Source organism: Melioribacter sulfuriphilus (genome assembly GCF_051488685.1).
Lineage (GTDB): Bacteria > Bacteroidota > Ignavibacteria > Ignavibacteriales > Melioribacteraceae > Melioribacter.
On record NZ_JBPSEH010000001.1, the window covers coordinates 165,330 to 185,828 of the forward strand.

Consider the following 20,499-nt stretch of genomic DNA (forward strand, 5'->3'; position numbering starts at 1 on the left):
TTCTATTTTTTTTGCAGCGTTTTGAATTTCCTTATTTTTCCAGTATTAAAATTGGTATTAATCTAATTACGAATGAAAAATACGTTCAATCATACTATCAAATTCATTATTCTTGTTCAGCTTGTTCTGTATTTTTATTTATTCATTCATTACGACATTATTCATTTCAATTATATTTCCCTTATTTCCTCTTTACTCTATATTCCATTTGCCATAATAATACTTAAGTACGAGATTGACAGGAAAACAATTTATTTCGGACTGACGGTAGCTATTTTAATCAGAATATTGTTCATTAATAACTTTCCACTGGGAAGCGACGACATTTATCGATATATATGGGACGGCAAAGTTCAATACAACGGGATTAATCCATATCTATACCCTCCAGATGCAAGTCAGCTGAGTCACCTTTCGAGCGAGATGCTTCCAGACAAAGTCAACTTTCCGGATATGAAAACAATCTATTTCCCGCTAAGCCAGTGGCTTTTCTATACAGCATATTTAATAAGTGGAGAATCTGTCTGGGGATTAAAGCTTCTCATGATACTTTTTGAAATAATAACTATGGCAAGTACTTTATATCTTCTAAAACTAAGGGGATTAAATTTCAGTTTCGTTTTACTCTATGCATTGTGTCCACTAATTTTAATTCACATTGGAATTGATGCACACCTGGACGGATACGGATTTACATTTTTCGCGCTTTTTCTTTTTTTCTATTTACAGTCAGCTCAAAAGAATAGATGGTGCAAAATAATTTCTTTAATATTTTTAGGTTTTGCGCTGTCGATTAAACCCGCTTTCTTGATTGCGTTACCAGCAATTTTTTGGTATGAAACGGATGTCAAAAGAAAGATTATTTATCCATTAATCCCCGTGGCAATTTTAGGTATTCAATTTATTCCTTATTTATCCACGCCCGACTTATTCCAGGCACTGCAAAAATTTGCAAGAAACTGGACATTTAACGGAAGTATTTTCAACATAATAAATGCTTTCCTCGAACACAATCAAAAATCGAGACTGATTTGTTTAATCCTCTATGCAATTTCATTTGCAGCTTATTATCTTTTTATGAAACGAAGAAAAATAGAAATTGATCTTTATTATACGTACTTATTGTTGTTGTTATTTTCTCCTGTGGTGCATCCCTGGTACATTGGCTGGTTAATTGTATTATTGCCTGTTGTACCGAGATTGAGCGGAATTTTCTATGCCTCTTTAAGTAGCACAACGATTATTACTGTAATGAACTATCAGCTTTACGGTTACTGGAAGGAATATCCTTTGTTGCTTGTTGTAGAATATCTTCCAGTATTAATTTTTCTGATGCATGATTTAATTTTCGTCGACGGCAGGAATATAGATAGTAAAAATTGAGCCTTTCCCTTTAACGCTCTCAATTGATATATACCCATTCATAAATTCAATCATCTTTTTTGCTAAAGTAAGTCCCAGACCCGTACCTTCATAATTTCTCTTATGCCCTTCGCTTCCCTGACGGAATTCTTGAAATATTAATTCAAAATCTTTTTCGTCGATGCCAATTCCGGTGTCGGATATTTTAATAGCATTCCAGTATTTTTCATTGTGATTAACATTTTCCGCACTAACTTCGATCTCCCCTTTTGGAGTGAATTTAATAGCATTGTCGATAATAAAAGCCAGTGCTTTTGAAAAAAGATCGTCATCAATTTCAGAGACCAATGAGATAGTCGGTAAATTTAGTTTAAATTGCAGACCTCTTGAAACAGCAAATGGTAAATATTGTTCATAAGTATCACGTATTAATTCATTTAAAGAAGCTTTCGATAATTTAAGATATTCTGAAAGCGACTCTAATTCCGAAAGTTGAAGGACACTATCGAGCGTATTCAAAAGTCGTTTTCCAGCAGAATTAATATCAGCAATTATTTCTTTGGCTTCCTGGCTTAAGTCGTCTTCTAAAAGAAATTCGGTAAAGCCGAGAATGCCTATTAATGGTGTACGGAATTCGTGACTCATATTTGCCAGTAAAGAAGATTTCAAACGTGCTGCCTCTTCAGCTTTTTCTTTAGCTTTGATGATTTCTTCTTCGGCTTTCTTTTTAAGCGATATATCCTCATAAACTGCAAGGTAATGAGTTAGTTTCCCTCTATCATTAACAATTCCAGATACAGACGCCGACACCCATATAAATTCACCACCTCTCTTTTTAATCCTGATATCTTTCTTCCAGATTTTTTCCTGTCTGATCATCTGGGCAATTTCTTTAATGTAATATTCATCATTATCTGAGACTATTACATTTACTATTTTTTTTCCAAATACATCATCGAAATAAAAACCGGTCAATTCACTGAATTTTGGATTTACATACTCGATAAAACCCTCCTGGTCAACAATTACCATAGCCACTGGGCTCTGATAAATGGCGTAATAAAGCTTTAGTTTTTCTTTTTCTAACTTTGTTCTGGCATCAACTTCAGCTTTTAATTTATCGTATGCCTTTTTTAATTCGTGCGTTCTTTCTTCAACTTTTTGTTCCAGGTTGAATTTGAACTCAAGCAGTTCAATTTCCAGATTTTTTTGCTCGGTTATATCCGAAAACGTAGAAAGAATAAATTGTTCATTGCCGAGTTTAATTTTTTGCTCAGTTAATAATATTGGAAGTACATCACCATCTTTTTTATTAAGTAACGACTCGGAACCTAAAAGTTTTCCAAATTCTTTGTAATCCCAAGAATTTAGAAGAAATAGTTCTTCTCTTCGCATACCAATTATATCATCTTTCTTCCAGCCCGATAATTTCTCAGCCATCTTGTTGGCATCTACGATCTCTTGAGTTTCTGGATTGATTATAACAATGCCAGCCTGTATCGAATCTAAAATGTTCCTCAAATTTTTAATGCCTTCTAGTAAATCCTTACTATGCTCCTGGTTATACTCTACAAAATTTTTTTTGAATAAATTTTCTTTCCTTCGTTTATTATACTTAAACCAATTACTTATCAATTTCCCTACTGCAGTATAAAATTCAAGTAGAATTTCGTCAATTGTATTTTCCGAATCGTATCTTATTATCACAAAACCATAAATTTCCTCACTTGAAGAAAATCTAATAAATCTACTTTCACCCGAACAATAAACTAAAGAATTAGCATTCAAAATTTTTGCAATAGTACCGTCTTCGATCAACAGTTTATACTCAGTTTCTATTAAATCATTATGATTTGTAGGATGCGACGCTACAAGATGAAATTCATAATTACGATTGTTTAGTAGATAAATTGCGATCCACTTTATGGCATTATCCACTTGCATTAATGAATTAATGACAGAATTTAGTATCAACTCATCATCTTCCGAGTCGATCGCATTTATTATTTCGGATAGTATGTGTAGATTCAATGTGTTCATTAATTAATCATTAACATCTTAAAAATATGTTCGTATTCATGAATAATTTTTTTACGGTTAATTGTAAAAAATTTTTCAGACAGTTTTATTTTTTGCCAGACTGAATTTGTAGGCTTTTTAACAATATTATCGCCCGAATAGCCCAGAGCAAGTAGTTTAGATACAATATCTGCAATATGAACGGCTGCTACTAAAAAATCATTATTAGAATTGTTCGATCTACCTTTGTGATGGTTCCTTAGAGTATCAATTATAATATCCGGTAGTTTCCATTTTTCTGCTAATTTAGCTCCCAATTCCGAATGAGTTATACCTAATTTATCTGATTCAACAACGGATACCTCAACATTAGTATTCTGAGAAATCTCAAGTACTTCTGCATATTCTTTATTAAAATATTCGATCAACAGAATTTTACCGAAATCGTGCAACACACCCGCAAGGAAAAAATTTTCTATCTGTCTGTCATTAATTTCTGCACCAATAATTCTGGAGATAACCCCCGTAGACACTGAATGCGCCCATAAATCGGCGGGTTTCAGTTTAGTAAGTATTTTGCTGCCGGGCATTATTTTTAGCAATGATATTGTAAATAAAATGTTCTTAACTTCATTATGTCCAAGATAAAAAATTGCTTGTGATATCGTATTTATTTTTCCTCTAAATCCAAAGAATGGTGAATTTGCCACTCTCAATATCTTAAAAGAAGAAGATTGGTCGGCTGATATCAATTCAGCTATTTTTTCATTGGTTATATATGGATCATCCATTGCCCTGGATACCGTTGTATAGATTGTTGGTAAAGTAGGGATAGAATGAATCTGTTCAAGAATTTTTTCTTTTGTTATCATAAAATTTTATTTGTTCTAATTTGTGTTCGACCACCATATTTATTAAATCTTCTTCATATTCATTTTCAATTGTCCAGTTAATTTGTTTGAGAAGTTCTTCTCTTTCTGTCTTCTTCTCTTCTTCTGTAAAAGTAATTTGCTCATCCTCTGATTTGATTGAAACTACAGTTATCCCCCAGGTTTTAAGAAGTAGTTTATGCTTCTGGCTTAATACTGTTTCGGCAGGGATCAATAAATGGCCGTATTTATTTTTAACATCTTCTGCCAGTACCATTCCATCTTCTATCCCTTCTATAGATACAATTTCTCTCATTACTCGCTCACTCAACTTAGGAGAAGAAATAAGTCACATATTATTATCGTATTAAATCATTATTTATTAAAGACTTTTTTCATTTTGGGAGAATATCATTAAACTTCTGAAATATTTTTTGAATTTCTTCCAGGTTATCATTTGTAGTACTAAATATATTTTAATTCAGCGGGGTTGGATGTTAATACTAAAAGTGTGAAAATGAATATTATTAACATGAATTTTATTTTTAATTATGGATAGGAATAAGAGGAGATTCTTATAGTGAATATTTTTCACGAATCATAAAAATACTATCTAAAGCAGTTACAATATGCAAAAGTTATTCCCAAACTTCGACTTACTGACAAAATGGAAATGGAATGATTACTTCTTTGACATTCGATGGATTTTGATGTGCTTGCTTAGTTTGCATGCAAAACATGGAGATGTCAAAAATTTGCTTCGGAGGCCCTTAAAGACGAGTGTGTTGTGTGTATAGAGTTTGCTTCGCTCACTCCATTCGCTCGCAAAGACAAGTAAGTAAATGTCATCACGAGGAATCACTCCGCCTTTTGGGGGATGACGAAGTAATTTAAGAAAGCATTTGTTAGAGTTTACTTCGTTCGCAAAGACAGGGTGATTCATTCTGTCATTGCGAGGTCCAGCGAAGCGGGGAGGAAGCAATCGCCCGAAAAGCTCGTCTCGATTAGCACTTCGTGCTACTCGACGAGCGTAGAAATTCACGGTTGCTGAGCCTGTCGAAGCAACCGTTTTCATAAATGAGAATTTTTAAGATTCTTCAGAGTTTGCTTCGCTCGTTTCACTCGCTCGCAAAGACTGGATGGCTCAATCTGTCATTGCGAGGTCCAGCGAAGCGGGGAGGAAGCAATCGCCCGAAAAGCTCGTCTCGATTAGCACTTCGTGTTACTCGACGAGCGTAGAAATTCACGGTTGCTGAGCCTGTCGAAGCAACCGCCCCAAGCTTGTCTCAAAACACAATTTGTGCTACTTCGATGAGCGACTCCATCCTGCGGTCGTTGAGTGTTCTTCGATAGAAGAACATATCGAAATGACCGCCTGAACTCGTTTCAATACGAACTTCGTTCTACTCAACGAGCTTAAAAATCCGCAGTTGCTGAGCTTGTCGAAGCAACCGCTTTTGTAAAAGTGAACTTTTAATTATTCAGAGTTTGCTTCGCTCGTTTCACTCGCTCGCAAAGACGAAAGACTTTCGTAACTTTAGTTTGCTTCGCTTACTCCGTTCGCTCGCAAAGACTGGGTGACTCATTCTGTCATTGCGAGGTCCAGCGAAGCGGGGAGGAAGCAATCGCTCCGACGCTCGTCTCGATTAGCACTTCGTGTTACTCGACGAGCGTAGAAATTCACGGTTGCTGAGCCTGTCGAAGCAACCGCCTCAAGCTTGTCTAAAAACACAATTTGTGCTACTTCGATGAGCGACTCCATCCTGCGGTCGTTGAGTGTTCTTTGATAAAAGAACATATCGAAACGACCGCCATCATATAAAAAAATTTAAGGATTCATTAGACTTGATTACCGTGGTTAACTACGATAAACATTTCGCTCATTAGCAAATAATAGCTGTTATTCTTACGCATCTACTCACTAACTTCTTTTCATATTTAATAGAGCCTGAACGTCAATTAGCGAACTAATTTTAAACGAGAACCCAAAAAAGAATTACAAAGAACAAATTGCTTATTTTACTAACATCATTTGTTTGACATAAGTGAATTTATCTGTAGTCAATTTATATAAATAAATCCCGGATGTTAGCTTAGAAGCATTAAATGGCAAATTGTAAAAACCTGCCTGTTGGAAATTATTAACGAGTGTTTCTATTTCGTTGCCCAGCAGATCGTAAACCTTAAGGTTGACAAACGATGCTTCAGGAAGTTGATAACTAATTATTGTAATAGGATTAAACGGATTTGGGTAGTTTTGATGCAAAGCAAACTCAGAAGGAAGTTCGTTTTCATTAACCGAAACGACAGGACTTGTTGTAACCACAGATGTATCGTTAACAAATGTGTGAGTATCGAAAGCTACAACAATGATTGTAAAAGTCTTGTTAGCCTGATCTTGCGTGGGAGTCCATGTAAATAATCCAGTGGCGGTTATGCCAGCGCCGTCAGGAACCTGAAGAGCTGCATAAGTTATCGGATCACCTTCGGGGTCAGTAGCTTCATATTGAAAAGAAAACTCAACCGGTACATTATGCACTGTTACTATCTTCCCGTCCAATGTTTTTGTAAATACCGGGGGTTGGTTTGCATCATTTACAATAATCATTAAGTCCTTTGAATCCTGAGCATTGTGCCCATCCATTACGGCAAACTTAATAGTATATGTTCCTGCCTGGTTAAATGATGGTGTCCATGTAAATAAACCATCGGCAGTCAGTTCTGCACCCTGTGGCAAAGTACCTAAAGAAAAAAAGCGAAATGTTTCACCTGAATCCGGATCTGTGGCTGTAAGCTGCAATTCAAATGTTTCCCCCTCGTCGATAGTCACGGGACTGGTTGTATTCAAATTAAGAGTTGGAGGAACGTTAACATTGTTAACTAAAATATTTACTGTTATTACAGAAGAAGAGTGACCATCGTTTGCAATAAAATCCACTTCATACGTTCCTGCCTGGTTAAAGCCGGGCGTCCATGTAAAAGTCTTTGTATTTACATCGAAAGAAGCTCCTGCAGGCAATTTATCAGCGGAATAGGTTATCGGGTCACCTTCTGCGTCAGTGGCGTTTACCGTAAAAATTAAAGCTTCTCCTTCATTTACTGTTTTATCTTCAACAGGGTCAAATACAGGAGGGTTATTCACTGTACTTACCGTTGCCGATCCATTAACCCAATTTACAGTAAGAGAAGAAGGTCCAAAAGATTTCGGGTTTATATTACCATTATCATAAACTATATCACCAAATTCCAGAGGGGTAGTTCCACTCGTCTTAAATTTAATTTTAATATTAAGCAATACACCATCACCTGATAATGGTGACGAACTCGCCCAGGCAACTCTTAAATAGCCCTTTGAAGTATCAACTTTTATCGTAGGACTATTACCCGATACTTTTGTGCCCGTTGTACTAATTCCAGTTATATAAGCAGGATCGTTATTATAATTGATTTGGAATTGAAACGATGTTACGTCCTGTCCCGTTAAATCACTCACTGTAATGGGAAAAAGTACCTCCGTCCCAGGTGAACCAACTGCATTTGGCAATGATATTGTTACCTGAGCCAAAGAAAATGAAGAGAATGCAAAAATTACTATTAATGAAACTAACATATTCTTTTTCATTATGGAGCCCTTCATAATTGTTTTTAATCGAGCTAAATATAAAGTAAAATTTAAGTTTTATCAAAAAGATTTTATACACATTTTGACTTTAAGCACATTAGTCTTCATAGATAGCCCGATTAAATCAAGTTACTCTCTGCCCCTCATTACTTATGCAGTTATTGTTTTCTTACTGACTTATCTTTGCGAGTAAACGGAGTGAGCGAAGCAAACTATATTTACGATAGTCTTTCGTCTTTGCGAGTGAGCGAAGCGAACGAAGCAAACTCTAAAGAATCCGAAAAATTCTATTTTTCAAAAGCGGTTGCTTCGACAAGCTCAGCAACCGCAGATTTCTAAGCTCGTTGAGTAGAACGAAGTTCGTATCGAAACGAGCACAGAGGCGATTGCTTCGTCGCTCCAAAGTCAGGACTTGCAATGATATAATGAGTCACCTGTCTTTGCGAGCGAGTGAAACGAGCGAAGCAAACTCTAAAGAATCCGAAAAATTCTATTTTTCAAAAGCGGTTGCTTCGACAAGCTCAGCAACCGCAGATTTCTACGCTCGTTGAGTAGAACGAAGTTCGTATCGAAACGAGCACAGAGGCGATTGCTTCGTCGCTCCAAAGTCAGGACTTGCAATGATATAATGAGTCACCTGTCTTTGCGAGCGAGTGAAACGAGCGAAGCAAACTCTAAAGAATCCGAAAAATTCTATTTTTCAAAAGCGGTTGCTTCGACAAGCTCAGCAACCACATATTTTCAAGCTCGTCGAGTAGAACGAAGTGCGTATCGAGACGAGCATCCTAGCGATTTTTTCGACAGGCTCAGCAACCATACATGATTTTAAACAGATTTTGAAGTAAATCCCAACGCTTTTTATAAAATAAAAAAGCCCCTTATTCAGGGGCTTTAATAAACTTCCAATCCTTTTATCTATTCCCTAATACCTAATCCCTTATCCCTAAATTCTAATTTCTACTTCACTAAAATCATTTTCTTAATTGAAACATAATCGCCTGCTTCGAGTTTGTAAATATAAATTCCAGCATTCAAATCAGTTGCGTCGAAAGAAACTCTGTGATAACCTGCTGTCTGGTTTTTATTAACAAGCGTCGTTATTTCCTGACCCAGTACATTATAAACAGTTAAACGCACATGAGCTTCTTTTGGCAATCCATATTTAATAACTGTTGTTGGGTTAAAAGGATTGGGGAAATTCTGTAGTAACTTAAATTCTGTCGGAACTCCTTCTTCTTCAACTCCTGTTACAACATCGCTTACTTTAATAACTTTATTTGATACAGCTGTCAATTTGCCGTCTGAAACTTCAATCATAAGCACATACGATTTACCTGCTTGATCTGGAGTTGGAGTCCAGCTAAAATTTCCATCAATCGAAATGGCACCTGGACCACTAATTTTTTTAAATGTTACAGGATCACCATCGGGATCTTCTGCCTCATATTGAAATTGATATTCAACAGGGACATTATGAACCGGGATCAATTCATTGTCTGGAATTTCAGCAGTAAATACAGGTGCGCGATTAATATTTACAACTGTTACAACAGCATCAACTGCTGCCAACAAGCCACCCTGGTCTGTCACTTTGAATTTAATTGTATAAGTGCCTGCTTGCTCATAAGAAGGTTTCCATGTAAAGAGACCCGTTTCAGCATTAACTCCTGCACCTGCAGGTAAATTTTCTGCCGAATAAGTCAAAATATCTTCAGAATTTTGATCGCTACCAACCAATTGTATTGTAAGCGTTTCATTTTCATTTACTTCATAAGGTCCTGCTGGATCCAAACTTAAAGTAGGTGCAACATTGGCTTCTGCAACTGCAACCATAGCCGGGTCTGCTATAACCATTGGTTTACCTGTATTAAATTTAAAGGCAGTAAATTCAATATTTGTAACTCCTTCAGAAACTGCCTTCCCGGTTAAATACAAAAGAGTACCGCTGCCTGTTAAATTGTTACCACTTGCAAAAGCAAAGTTAACGCTACCAGATGTGGTGGCGTTTATTGATGCGCTACCTCCTTCGCTTAGAGTTCCAGCTAATTCATAACCTGTAATATTAATTATTGATGGGTCATAAGTTGCAGTAAAATCGTAAGATAATATACCTTGTTCAGATGTTAGTTCAGTAACCAATACAGGGATCATAATTTCGTCGCCAGCTACTGCGCTAACAGAACCACCCTGAACTAAAATTGAAGCAGCTTTTGCCATACCATCTTGAACAATTGCAGCAGGCGTACCGCCGTTTATTATAAAGGAGTTTCCGGTACTCAGCGTTGAAGTGCCCGCATTCTTAAATTTAAAATTCAATTTTAATAAATCGTCCGATCCACTTAATGCAGGATAACCAGCCCAGGCAACAATAAGTTTACCGTTGGCAGTATCCGGATTGACTTCCAGTACTCCTACACCTTCTAATAATGTTCCTGAAGCATCGGCGCTCGAAATCGTAACCACATTTTTGTCATAATTCAACATAAACTGAATTGCTGTAATGTTCTTTCCTGTTAAATTATCAACAGTAATTGCAGCTACTTTTTCTGAACCAGGAGTTCCCGATACAACAGGTAATGAAACATTAACAGGAGCTCCTGTGCTTGTTTCGTCAATTGAAGTTCCTATTATTCTTACATCTTGTACATAAAGATATTTTGATGTTGATGGCGAGCTGTCGTACCAGGGATAAATCCTTACAAAAAGCGTGTCCCCATATTTGACAAGTTTATTTAACTTATATTCATAAAGTGCAACTGCGTTTTTTACGAGATACAATGTAGTATCGTTTAACTGCACTGGGTTATTAAATGCAGAAGAAACATCGATAACAATATTTGCTCTAATGTGGTCTGTGCCGCCACCGCCAAGATAAAGTGAAAGTGTGTCGGCCTGAAAATAATAGCCGTCTTCGGGTGTTACTGCAAATTGAACATATCGTCCAGAATTGGGACCAGTTTCATTACCCCAAGATATTGCATTGCTACCATCATGAGGCCACCATCTTTGATTGTTTCCTAAAGGTCCTGCAGATGTTCCTGAATAGCTTCTTACTCTGAATATTGGTGTTCCAGTTTCAGGAAATGCAATTATATGACCAACTAACTCTGACACTTTTTGACTGTCGGGCTCAATACATTTCCATCTTGCATATGCATGATCCTGCGCACTTATTTTACTAGTAACTCCTGAAAAAATTAAAATCATAAAAATTATCTGTACGATTTTTTTCATGGTACCTCCAAAAAATAATTAATATTTATTTCAAACTTTTGCCCTACTTTATCGTTTAATTAATTATTGTTACAAAATTTTTATCAAATTTACCTAAGTATTTTGTGTAATGCAATCTATTTTTTTCATACGAAAATGTTTTTTTATTTTATTTATTTCTTATAACTAATAAGACAATATTCTTTACGAGTGAGCAAAGCGAACGAATCAAACTCAAACAAATGCTTCTTAAGATTACTTCGTCATTCCCCCAGTAAAGGCGTGGCGATTCCTCGTAATAACATTTACTGACCTGTCTTTGCGAGCGAACGGAGTGAGCGAAGCAAACTATATTTACGATAGTCTATCGTCTTTGCGAGCGAGTAAAACGAGCGAAGCAAACTCTGAAGAATCCTAAAAATTCACATTCACGTAAACGGTTGCTTCGACAGGCTCAGCAACCGCAGATTTTCAAGCTCGTCGAGTAATACTAAGTGCGTATCGAGACGAGCATTGGCGGTCGCTTCGATAGGTTCTTCTTTCGAAGAACACTCAACGACCGCAGGATACATTCGCTCGTTGAGTAGAACGAAGTTTGTATCGAAACGAGCGTCAATGCGATTGCTTAATTCCTCAAACGTCGGATTCGCAATGACAGAATGAGCCATCAAGTCTTTACGAGCGAACGGAGTGAGCGAAGCAAACTATAGTTACAATAGTCTATCGTCTTTGCGAGTGAGTGAAACGAGCGAAGCAAACTCTAAATAATCTTAAAAATTAATCTTCACTAAAACGGTTGCTTCGGCAAGCTCAGCAACCGCAAATTTCTAAGCTCGTCGAGTAGCACGAAGTGCGTATCGAGACGAGCATCCTAGCGATTTTTTCGACAAACTCAGCAACTATACATGATTAAAGCCGACTTTGAAGTAAATCCCAACGTCTTTTATTAAATAAAAAAGCCCCTTATTCAGGGGCTTTAATAAACTTCTCATCCTTATATCTATTTCCTAATCACTAATTCCTACTTCATCAAAATCATCTTTTTAACTGATGTAAAGTCACCTGCCTCGAGTTTATAGATATACATTCCTGTATTTAGATTCGAAGCATCAAAATTAACAGTATGGTATCCAGCCGATTTCAATCCATTTACGAGAACAGCAATTTCCTGGCCAAGCACATTGTAGACAGTCAACTTAACATGTGCTTCTTTTGGCACAGCATATTTTATTGTTGTTGTTGGGTTAAATGGATTTGGGAAATTCTGTAAGAGTTTAAAATCTCTTGGAATACCATCTTCTTCTATTCCAGTTACAGTGTCGCTAACCTTAATAGTTTTTGTTGAGACTGCTGTTAAATTACCATCAGATGCTTCAACCATCAAAACATAGGATTTTCCAGCTTGTGAAGGCGTTGGAGCCCACGAATATTCTCCATTAGCAGAAATTTCTCCAGGACCGCTTACAATTCTAAATTGAACAGCGTCGCCATCTGGATCTTCTGCTTTGTAAATAAATTCATAAGCAACCGGAACATTATGAACTGGAATTATTTCATTATCCGGAATTTCAGCTGTAAAGACTGGAGCTCTGTTAACATTGTTAACTGTAACCGAAACAGACGTAGTAGCAGTTAAACCAGCCTTATCTTTTACAGAAAATGAAAGGGTATAATTTCCAGCCTGTTCGTAATTAACATTCCAAGTAAAGACTCCAGTTGTAGCATTTACTGAAGCTCCTGATGGAAGACTTGTGCCAGAATATGTCAATACATCGCCAGTATTGGCATCGGCGCCTACTAACTGGAATGAAAGTGTTTGGCCTTCGTTAACTGTAAATGGTCCAGCTGGATTTACTGTAAGTGTTGGTGCCACATTTGCTTCTGCAACAGCTACAACTGCTGGGTCGGCAACTACAGGGATGTTACCTGTATTGAATTTGAACGAAGTAAATTCAACTTCTGTTGTCCCTTCTGCAACTGCTGTACCAACAAGGTAAACCAGCGTTCCACTACCGGTTAATTTATTACCACTTGCAAAGGCAAATGTAACAGTTCCATTTCCAGCATTAATAGAAGCACTACCACCTTCGCTCATTGTACCGGCGAGTTCGAAACCTGTAATATTAATTACATTTTTATCGAATGTTGCAGTAAAGTCATATGATAATACATTTTGTGCATCAGTTATTTCAGTAGTAAGCACCGGTATCTTAATTTGATCGCCGGCTGTTGCAGTAACAGAACCACCTTGAATCAGGACAGCAGCAGTTTTTGCCTGACCTGCTACAACACTAACCGCAGGAGTTCCGGCATTAAATTTAAATGTGCCGCCAAAATCAAGTGTAGTTGTGCCTGCATTTCTAAATTTGAATACTAAGTTAAGTAAAGTTCCCTGACCTTCTAAAGCAGAACCATTTGCAAATGCCACGGTTAACTTTCCGTTTGCTGTGTCGGCATTAACTTGAATTGAGCCAATACCTTCTACCAATGTATTAGCTTGATCTACACCGGTTATATAAACAACATCTTTATCGTATGAAAGAGTAAACTCAAAAGAAAGAATACCTAATCCGGTTAAATTGCCAACTGTAATTGCGCCATTTTTTACAACACCGGTCGAACCACCGACATTCGGTAGAGTTACAGTAACCTGTGCAAACGTACTCGTTCCTAACATAAGCATTGCTGCTAGAATAGTCAGAAACTTTACAACGCTTATTTTGAAACTTCTCATTTATTACCTCATTTTATTTTCAACATTATTTTAACACACAAAACAAACTTTCATTTTAATATTAGAGGAGTGGTTTTAGCCACTCCTCTTTTTGAAAGCGCAATTACTTCAAGAGATTCATCTTCATGGTAGAAGTGTACTTGCCGGCAGTAATTCTATAGATATAGATACCGGAAGATACTTTGCTACCGAAGTCGTTTGTACCATCCCATCTTACTGTATAATAACCAGCTTCCTGTTCTTGATCAACCAGAGTTTTAACTACCTGTCCGAGCATGTTGTAGATAACCAGACTTACTTTTGCATCCTGCGGGATACCGTATTTGATGTTAGTAGTCGGGTTGAATGGGTTCGGATAGTTCTGGCTTACAGTAAATTCTGTTGGTATTTCCTTAACTTTAACAGACATCTGTCCGCCAATCTGGTCGTTCAGTTTTGCTGAAGCTGTAAGATTAACTGCTGATTCTTTGTCTTTGAGTGCAACGCCAATAAGAGCAACATCGCCGTCTGTTAATGGGGTTGTACCTGCAAGAGCTAACTTGAGAACACCATTTTCAAAGTTGGAGAACATTACCCAGCCTTCTGGCAGTCTCGGTGTTACATTCTTGAACTCAACTTGATTGCCAAGTTCAATTTCTGCAGATACTGAAAGGATACCTTGAGCCTTCATCAATGTAACTGGTATTGAAAGCACGCCTTCTTCATTTACAGCTTTACCAAATTCAACTGTACCCATTGCTGCGCTAACTTTTGCAGTTGGGAATTCACCATTAACAACATAGTAGAGTATCCAGGCTGCATCATATGCACCGATGACACCGTCATTGTTAACATCTGCAGCGTACATACCCTGAGCATCTAATGTATCGAGTCCAACAACGTATTTCAAAATAACAGATGCATCGTCAGAAGCTATATTACCGTCGCCACCAACATCACCTTTTTCAACTGGATAATCAACTGTTACCATAGCGGTAGTTGTGTCGCTTGCAGTACCATCTGTAGCAACTACCGAAACTGTAAAGGTCTTACTTGCATCGGCAAAGACTGGTGAGAATGTAAGGGTACCAAGTGTAGAAGAAATTGTTGCTGTACCGCTAAATGCAGGAGTTATTGGCAGCAAGGTATATGTAACCGGGTCGCCGTCAACATCAACTGCATTATAAGTGAACGATAAGGTTTCACTGCTTTTGATTGTTGTATCAGCAAGAACTACAGCACCACTTTCTGTAAATTTAGGACCACGGTTAACATTTGCAACCGTAACTGCAACAGTATCATATGTTGTCAGTGTACCGTCAGTAGCAGAAAGAATAATAGTATGGCTTCCTGCATCTGTATAACCGGTAATCCATGTTAGTGATTTAGCTGATGCATTGTAGACTGCTGCAGCAGGTTTCTGAACTATAGCTGCGCTTGGTGTTTGTCCAATGTCAGGATCCGTTACTGTCCAAGTAACACTTACAGTATCACCTTCATTGACTGCAATGTTATTAGAAGATGCAACAATCTTTGGAGCTTTATTTAATTGGCTGTAAGTAAATATTGCACCTACTGTTGAGATAGCACCAGTTGCATTTCTTACTATAACTACTGGAGTTGTTCCATCTGTGTAGTTATCATAGCTTGTTCCACCCTGTGCAATCCACTGGTTATTAACATTGCCATCAAATCTTCTAACAAATCTTATATTTTGAATACCATCAGTCTGAAATTCAGTATATCCTTCTGCTCTTGCTTCTATATCATAAGTAACGGATGGTTGCAAAGTTAAATCAGATTTTACTAACCAGTAAAAATCAGGATAATTTGTAATAGTTAAGTTACCACTAGTTATCGGGAAGCCGTTAGTACCCTTAGGACTAACTTCTGCTTCTGAAACTGTTAAAGTAAAGTTAGAAGTGGGTATACTTGTAAATTGGAAAGCCAACGGCTTATAATATGGTGTAGAAGACGGAGCAGTACCAACAGGGAATTCTACTCTTGTAAGAGCTATTGCTGGAGTGCCACCATGAACAGTACCGGTAGCATCAATTAATTTCTTAACATTACCAACGACGTGGCTTGCATTTGTTCCCGTTACACCACTTCTATCGAATCCTTGAGTTGGTTGTGAACCATTGTCGTCATGTCTCAAGATAACATTCTTGCTACCTGTTACCAGTACACCGTTCTGGAAATAGAGAACAGAAGCTGTGAAATCCAGGTCACCACCACTAAATGTTAAAGTAGCTTCGTTACTGCTCTTGTTCATTCTGAATTTAATGTTACCCGGCACAGCCCATGTTCCATTAAGTGCTAAAGTTGTGTTATTTGCACCTGTAAAGTTAAGGAATGCGGCAGTAGTAGCAGTAAATATACCACCGTTAGATGTTTGGGTAACATTTCCACCTATATTAACATCTTTACCATTTATATCGAAATTACCGCCGTCAAATGTTAAATCACCATTCAACGTAATCTTGTTGTCGAGCGTCACATTTGATTTAAATGTAACATTACCTGCATACGGAGCATACGAACCGCTTGTAACTGCTCCTAATTCACGAGTTGAGGTTGCAGTAGCACCGTTGTATATCAGAGCCATCGAACCTGCTTTAACAAGGTCTTTATCGAGGGCTACTGTGCCATTGATTTTAAGTTCTAATGTAGAACCATCGGCCATAGTAACAGTTTTATTATTAGTAACCGCATCAAGTTTGTCATTAAGGCTTAATGTCCCAGCAACTGTTACATTTGCGTTTAATATTACTTCGAAGCCGTCAGCATTGTTAGCGGTTGCATCACTGCTTGCTATAGTTAAATTTCTTACTGTTGCAGGCAATTCTTTACCTGTCACTATATCTGCTCCACCTGTATATGTAGTATATTTAACATCTGTATTTGCTCCAAAAGCAGGTAATTTAGCCAATGTTGCAGCATTTGCCTGTCTTTCTATTAATATACCGTCACCTAAAGTAAGGTCGTTATCATTGGTAGTTGTAAGAGCTGCCTTGAGGACTAAATTCTTATTGACAGTAAATTTATTTGCTCCAGTATTTACAGCGATATTTACTGTTAAATTATCAATTGAGAATCCAGAAGAAGGAATTGTTACACCAGCATTCGACCAGGTAAGCATACCTGTGGTCTGGGTAATAGCACCAGCAGTAAATGTGAATGTACCGTTTACTACAAGATGATTAATACCCATTGCTAAAGTACCTGCAGTATTTGTAAATGCAGTGCTTACCGTTAATGTTTTTGCAGTAGAATTATCGGAGTTTACCTGTACTGTACCAGTACTATTAATTGTTAACGTAGGAATTGTATAATTTTGTTTTAGCAATACATTTGCTGCGTTACCTTTAAGTTCCAAAGCACCGGTGGTGAATGCACCTGCGTCAGATTCAACAGTTACACTATTACCGGTTACGGTTAACGTTCCTGTTTGAGCAAATGTTGCAGCATTGTCGATTAAAAGAGAATTTGATACTGTCATACCAGCATTAATAGTAACACCGTTTGCAGTACCAACAGAGCTTAAATTCGGAACTGTAAATGAAGCACCGGGGGTCAAGTCAATTGCTGCAGCAGTTGAATTAAGTTCGAGAGTACCATTTGTGAATGTACCAGTACCTGTTCTATTATAATCAGGTGAGGCAGCAGAACCTAATTGAATATATTTAAATCCACCGGCATTAATATTACCTGCAACCTGAGTAGTCGCTCCCGTAACCTGGACATTAGAGCCCAAAGTAAGTGTTCCAGCTGTTAATGTAACTGTTCCACCAATAACTGTGCTTGCACCTCCGCGTGTGAGCGTCAATGTACCATTTGTAAGAGTTAGGTTACCACTAAATGTGGATGTTGTACCTCCAGCAATTGTAACGCTTGCTGTAGGACCTACAGTAGCATTACCGACTACAAGATTTCCACTCAACGTAGAGTTAGTTGAATTCATTGTTACAGTGGCTACAGCACCAGTTTTTGTACTAGTTCCTTGTAAAGTTAAATTAGCAATCGATTTGAGATCGCTGGATGTAAATGTTGCACTATTTGCAGCAGGTTCAAAAGTAAGATTGTTAACTGTAGCTGCATCACCTGATGCCGTTGAGCCATTAACTGAGGAACCATTTCCTGTTACTTCCAGAGTACCACCGCTAACAGTACCTTTTACAGAGTGTGTCTTGCCATCACCTGCCAAAGTATATGTATTAGCACCCTGTGCAAGTGTAGTACCGCTATTAACAGTCAGTGTACCATTAATGGTAGAAGCACCATTGTGACCTGTAACAGTTTTTCCACTAGCTACAGCTATTGTAACGTCGTTAATCTTGGTTGGTGTGCCTGACCATTCCGGACCCGCAGTATAATCGTCAGCACCAAAGTAATACAGATTAACATTTGTTGAATATGTTAAAGTGCCACCACCCGTATTAGTTAAAGCAGCACTGTTTGCTGTTGTTGTATTTATTTTAACTGTCGGATTAGCAACCAAAGCATTATTAAATGTAACCGTATGACCTGCAGCAGCTATATCAAAATCACCTTGATTTATATATAAAATACCTGAAATAGTTACTGAGGAACCTGTAGCAACTTTATTAGCTGCATTTGACAGATTAACCAGTATATTTCCAAATGTACCAGTACCCTGCACCGTTCCGCTTGCACCAATAAAAGCAACATAGCCTACACCTGTAGTAGAATATGCATTACCGCTATTATCAAATACACTTGCACCAGTCAAATTAAGATTGTAGTTACCTACATCTAACGTTCCGTTGGTAATAGTAAGGTTACCTGCTACTGCGATAGAAGCAGCTAAAGAAACAACAGTGCTAGCGCCTTTATTTACCGTTAAATTATTCAACACAAGCGAAGCACCGGGGTTAAATGACTGGGTTAAATTTCCCGCAAACACTAATGTACCAGTTGCAGCTACGTTATTAGGTGTATTATCTGTTCTATTAAATTGACTGCCATAAATTGTTAATGTATTACCATTATCAGTCAAAGCACCAGCGACATTTGAAGCCAAAGTTAACGAGCCATAAACAGAAGTATTAGCGCCTAATGTGAGCTTACCACCTGATGCAATCGTAACATTTGGTAGTTCACCTCCACCATTAGCAGTTACAGTACCACTTATATTTAACATACCGGAGCCAACTGTAGATGCGGCGGAGGAAATAATATTTCCAGCATTAGTTAGAGTTGTGGTACCCGAAAGCGTTAATTGGTATCCATTCAGCTTAATAACTGAAGCTGCGTTATTATTGCTAACTGTTGCATTAGAGAATGTTGCTGAAGTAAGAAGATTTATTGTACCGCCAGCATTGTTGTTAATCGGACCCGAATAAGTTCCAGCACCTACTTCAATTGTACCTGTTGAGCCGTTTGTAAGTCCGAAATCAAATCCTGTCGTACCGACACCACCCGTTAAAACAATTTTCCCAGTAGAAACATTATTGATTGTCCTAATAGGCGTAGGAGCACCACTTGTAACTTCCGCGCCAAGCAATTGAACTGCAAATGTTACAGTACCAGCACCATTATTTACAATAGCATCAGTACCAGTTGCATCACTTGTAAACGAAACCGTACCATTAAATGTAGGCGATCCCTGAGTAACAATTATTTGTCCTGAAGAAAGGGCTAAATTTCCATTAACTGTTAATGTAGTAGCTGCAGCGCCTAAGTTAACTGTCAAAGTACCTGTTCCCAAATTCGAAGGCAATTCTGGCCCTGCAACTGTATTAGAAGTAGAAGTATAAGTAACATTTACGTTTGTAGTTGTCGGTGTTTCAGTAATTGCACCAGCTGACCTTGTAATCGTACCACCGCTGCCTATGATAACATTAGCACCAGTTATATTCAAGGTACCGCTCGTAAGAACTAGAGCATTAGCACCTGTTCCAAGATTAAATTTCTGGCTTCCGTCTGCAGTAGTACCAAGATAAACATTTTTACCTGAGCCAGGATTAATTGTCATACCATTGGTAATTGTAACAGTATTTAATGCGTTAAATGTTTGAGCAACAAAATGAACTGCTTTTGTTACATTAACATTTGCTTCATTATAAGTATCTGCATCAATTCGTATAAAGTCCCCGTCGGCAGCTACACTTAACGCTTTCGCAATGGTTTGATACGGGGTTGTTGAAGAACCATTCCCCGTAATGTCATTACCATTTGTATTACTTACGTAGTATGTATTTTGAGCAAATGCCGTAGTGGCGGCAAACGTAAGCAACACAAGTAGGAGACCTAATTTGTTAATGATGTTTCTAAAATTCATTTTTTTCTCCCTAATTGGTTGAGAAATATTTAACAATAAAAGAATGACTTGATTAAAAGATTGTTTTTGCACGCAAACAAACTTTGTTCAGAAGGATAACCTTCGAATTGAAACTCGCGCCCTAAGTAGGTATTGGTTTTCTCATCAGCATTTACCTCCTTGCTTTGTTTGTTAATAATTTTGTTTGTTGTTTTGTTCATATTCTATTTCTTTGCTTAAGAAAATCAAATTTAGTTTTATACAGCGCTTTTAAAATCAAAACACCAAAGAGCCTAATCTTTCCCTTCCGTAAAAGATTTACTCTTTGTTTTACAATAAGTTATCAAAACTTATATAGAGTTTTGGTTTAAAATATCAGAATCCCTCGTACTTGTCAACTCTTTTTTAAATAATTTTT

General features: G+C 37.5%; 9 protein-coding genes. 2 read left to right on the plus strand and 7 right to left on the minus strand.

The annotated features are described in order from the left end of the window. Positions 1 to 72 precede the first annotated feature (72 nt). Entirely contained in the window at positions 73 to 1,383 is a 1,311-nt protein-coding gene (locus ACSSV9_RS00770) for an MptA/MptB family glycosyltransferase (protein ID WP_437345328.1), read from the plus strand. On the opposite strand, the gene ACSSV9_RS00775 is transcribed toward ACSSV9_RS00770, so the two are convergent. The 4 genes from ACSSV9_RS00775 to ACSSV9_RS00790 form a co-directional block, all read right to left on the minus strand. After that, on the minus strand, positions 1,342 to 3,402 hold the full coding sequence (locus ACSSV9_RS00775) for a sensor histidine kinase (RefSeq protein ID WP_437345329.1): 2,061 nt from the start codon (positions 3,400 to 3,402) through the stop codon (positions 1,342 to 1,344). The two genes, ACSSV9_RS00770 and ACSSV9_RS00775, sit on opposite strands and share 42 nt — an antisense overlap. Continuing rightward, positions 3,402 to 4,253: an HDOD domain-containing protein gene (locus ACSSV9_RS00780; RefSeq protein ID WP_437345330.1), complete on the minus strand. Its 852-nt coding sequence runs from the start codon at positions 4,251 to 4,253 to the stop codon at positions 3,402 to 3,404. The genes ACSSV9_RS00775 and ACSSV9_RS00780 overlap by 1 nt, the downstream gene beginning before the upstream one ends. After that, a complete protein-coding gene (locus tag ACSSV9_RS00785) occupies positions 4,228 to 4,566 on the minus strand; it encodes a hypothetical protein (protein ID WP_437345331.1) in 339 nt (112 codons plus the stop codon). Before ACSSV9_RS00785 ends, ACSSV9_RS00780 begins: the two co-directional genes overlap by 26 nt. 1,698 nt (positions 4,567 to 6,264) lie before the next feature. Then, positions 6,265 to 7,872 (minus strand): putative Ig domain-containing protein, encoded by a 1,608-nt coding sequence (locus ACSSV9_RS00790; RefSeq protein ID WP_437345332.1) that lies wholly within the window; start codon positions 7,870 to 7,872, stop codon positions 6,265 to 6,267. A gap of 198 nt (positions 7,873 to 8,070) precedes the next feature. Here ACSSV9_RS00790 and ACSSV9_RS00795 point away from each other — a divergent pair, with 198 nt between their 5' ends. Next, a complete protein-coding gene (locus tag ACSSV9_RS00795) occupies positions 8,071 to 8,211 on the plus strand; it encodes a hypothetical protein (protein ID WP_437345333.1) in 141 nt (46 codons plus the stop codon). A gap of 618 nt (positions 8,212 to 8,829) precedes the next feature. Here ACSSV9_RS00795 and ACSSV9_RS00800 read toward each other — a convergent pair. The 3 genes from ACSSV9_RS00800 to ACSSV9_RS00810 all read right to left on the minus strand — a co-directional run bounded on the left by ACSSV9_RS00800 (position 8,830) and on the right by ACSSV9_RS00810 (position 20,102). After that, the gene (locus tag ACSSV9_RS00800) at positions 8,830 to 11,106 is read right to left on the minus strand and encodes a cohesin domain-containing protein (RefSeq protein WP_437345334.1); all 2,277 of its coding nucleotides are present in this window, start codon (positions 11,104 to 11,106) and stop codon (positions 8,830 to 8,832) included. Positions 11,107 to 12,106: 1,000 nt separating this feature from the next. Beyond that, complete coding sequence (locus tag ACSSV9_RS00805) at positions 12,107 to 13,819, minus strand: putative Ig domain-containing protein (protein ID WP_437345335.1); 1,713 nt, start codon at positions 13,817 to 13,819, stop codon at positions 12,107 to 12,109. 103 nt (positions 13,820 to 13,922) lie between these two features. Further along, positions 13,923 to 20,102: a FlgD immunoglobulin-like domain containing protein gene (locus ACSSV9_RS00810; protein WP_437345336.1), complete on the minus strand. Its 6,180-nt coding sequence runs from the start codon at positions 20,100 to 20,102 to the stop codon at positions 13,923 to 13,925. Positions 20,103 to 20,499 lie beyond the last annotated feature (397 nt).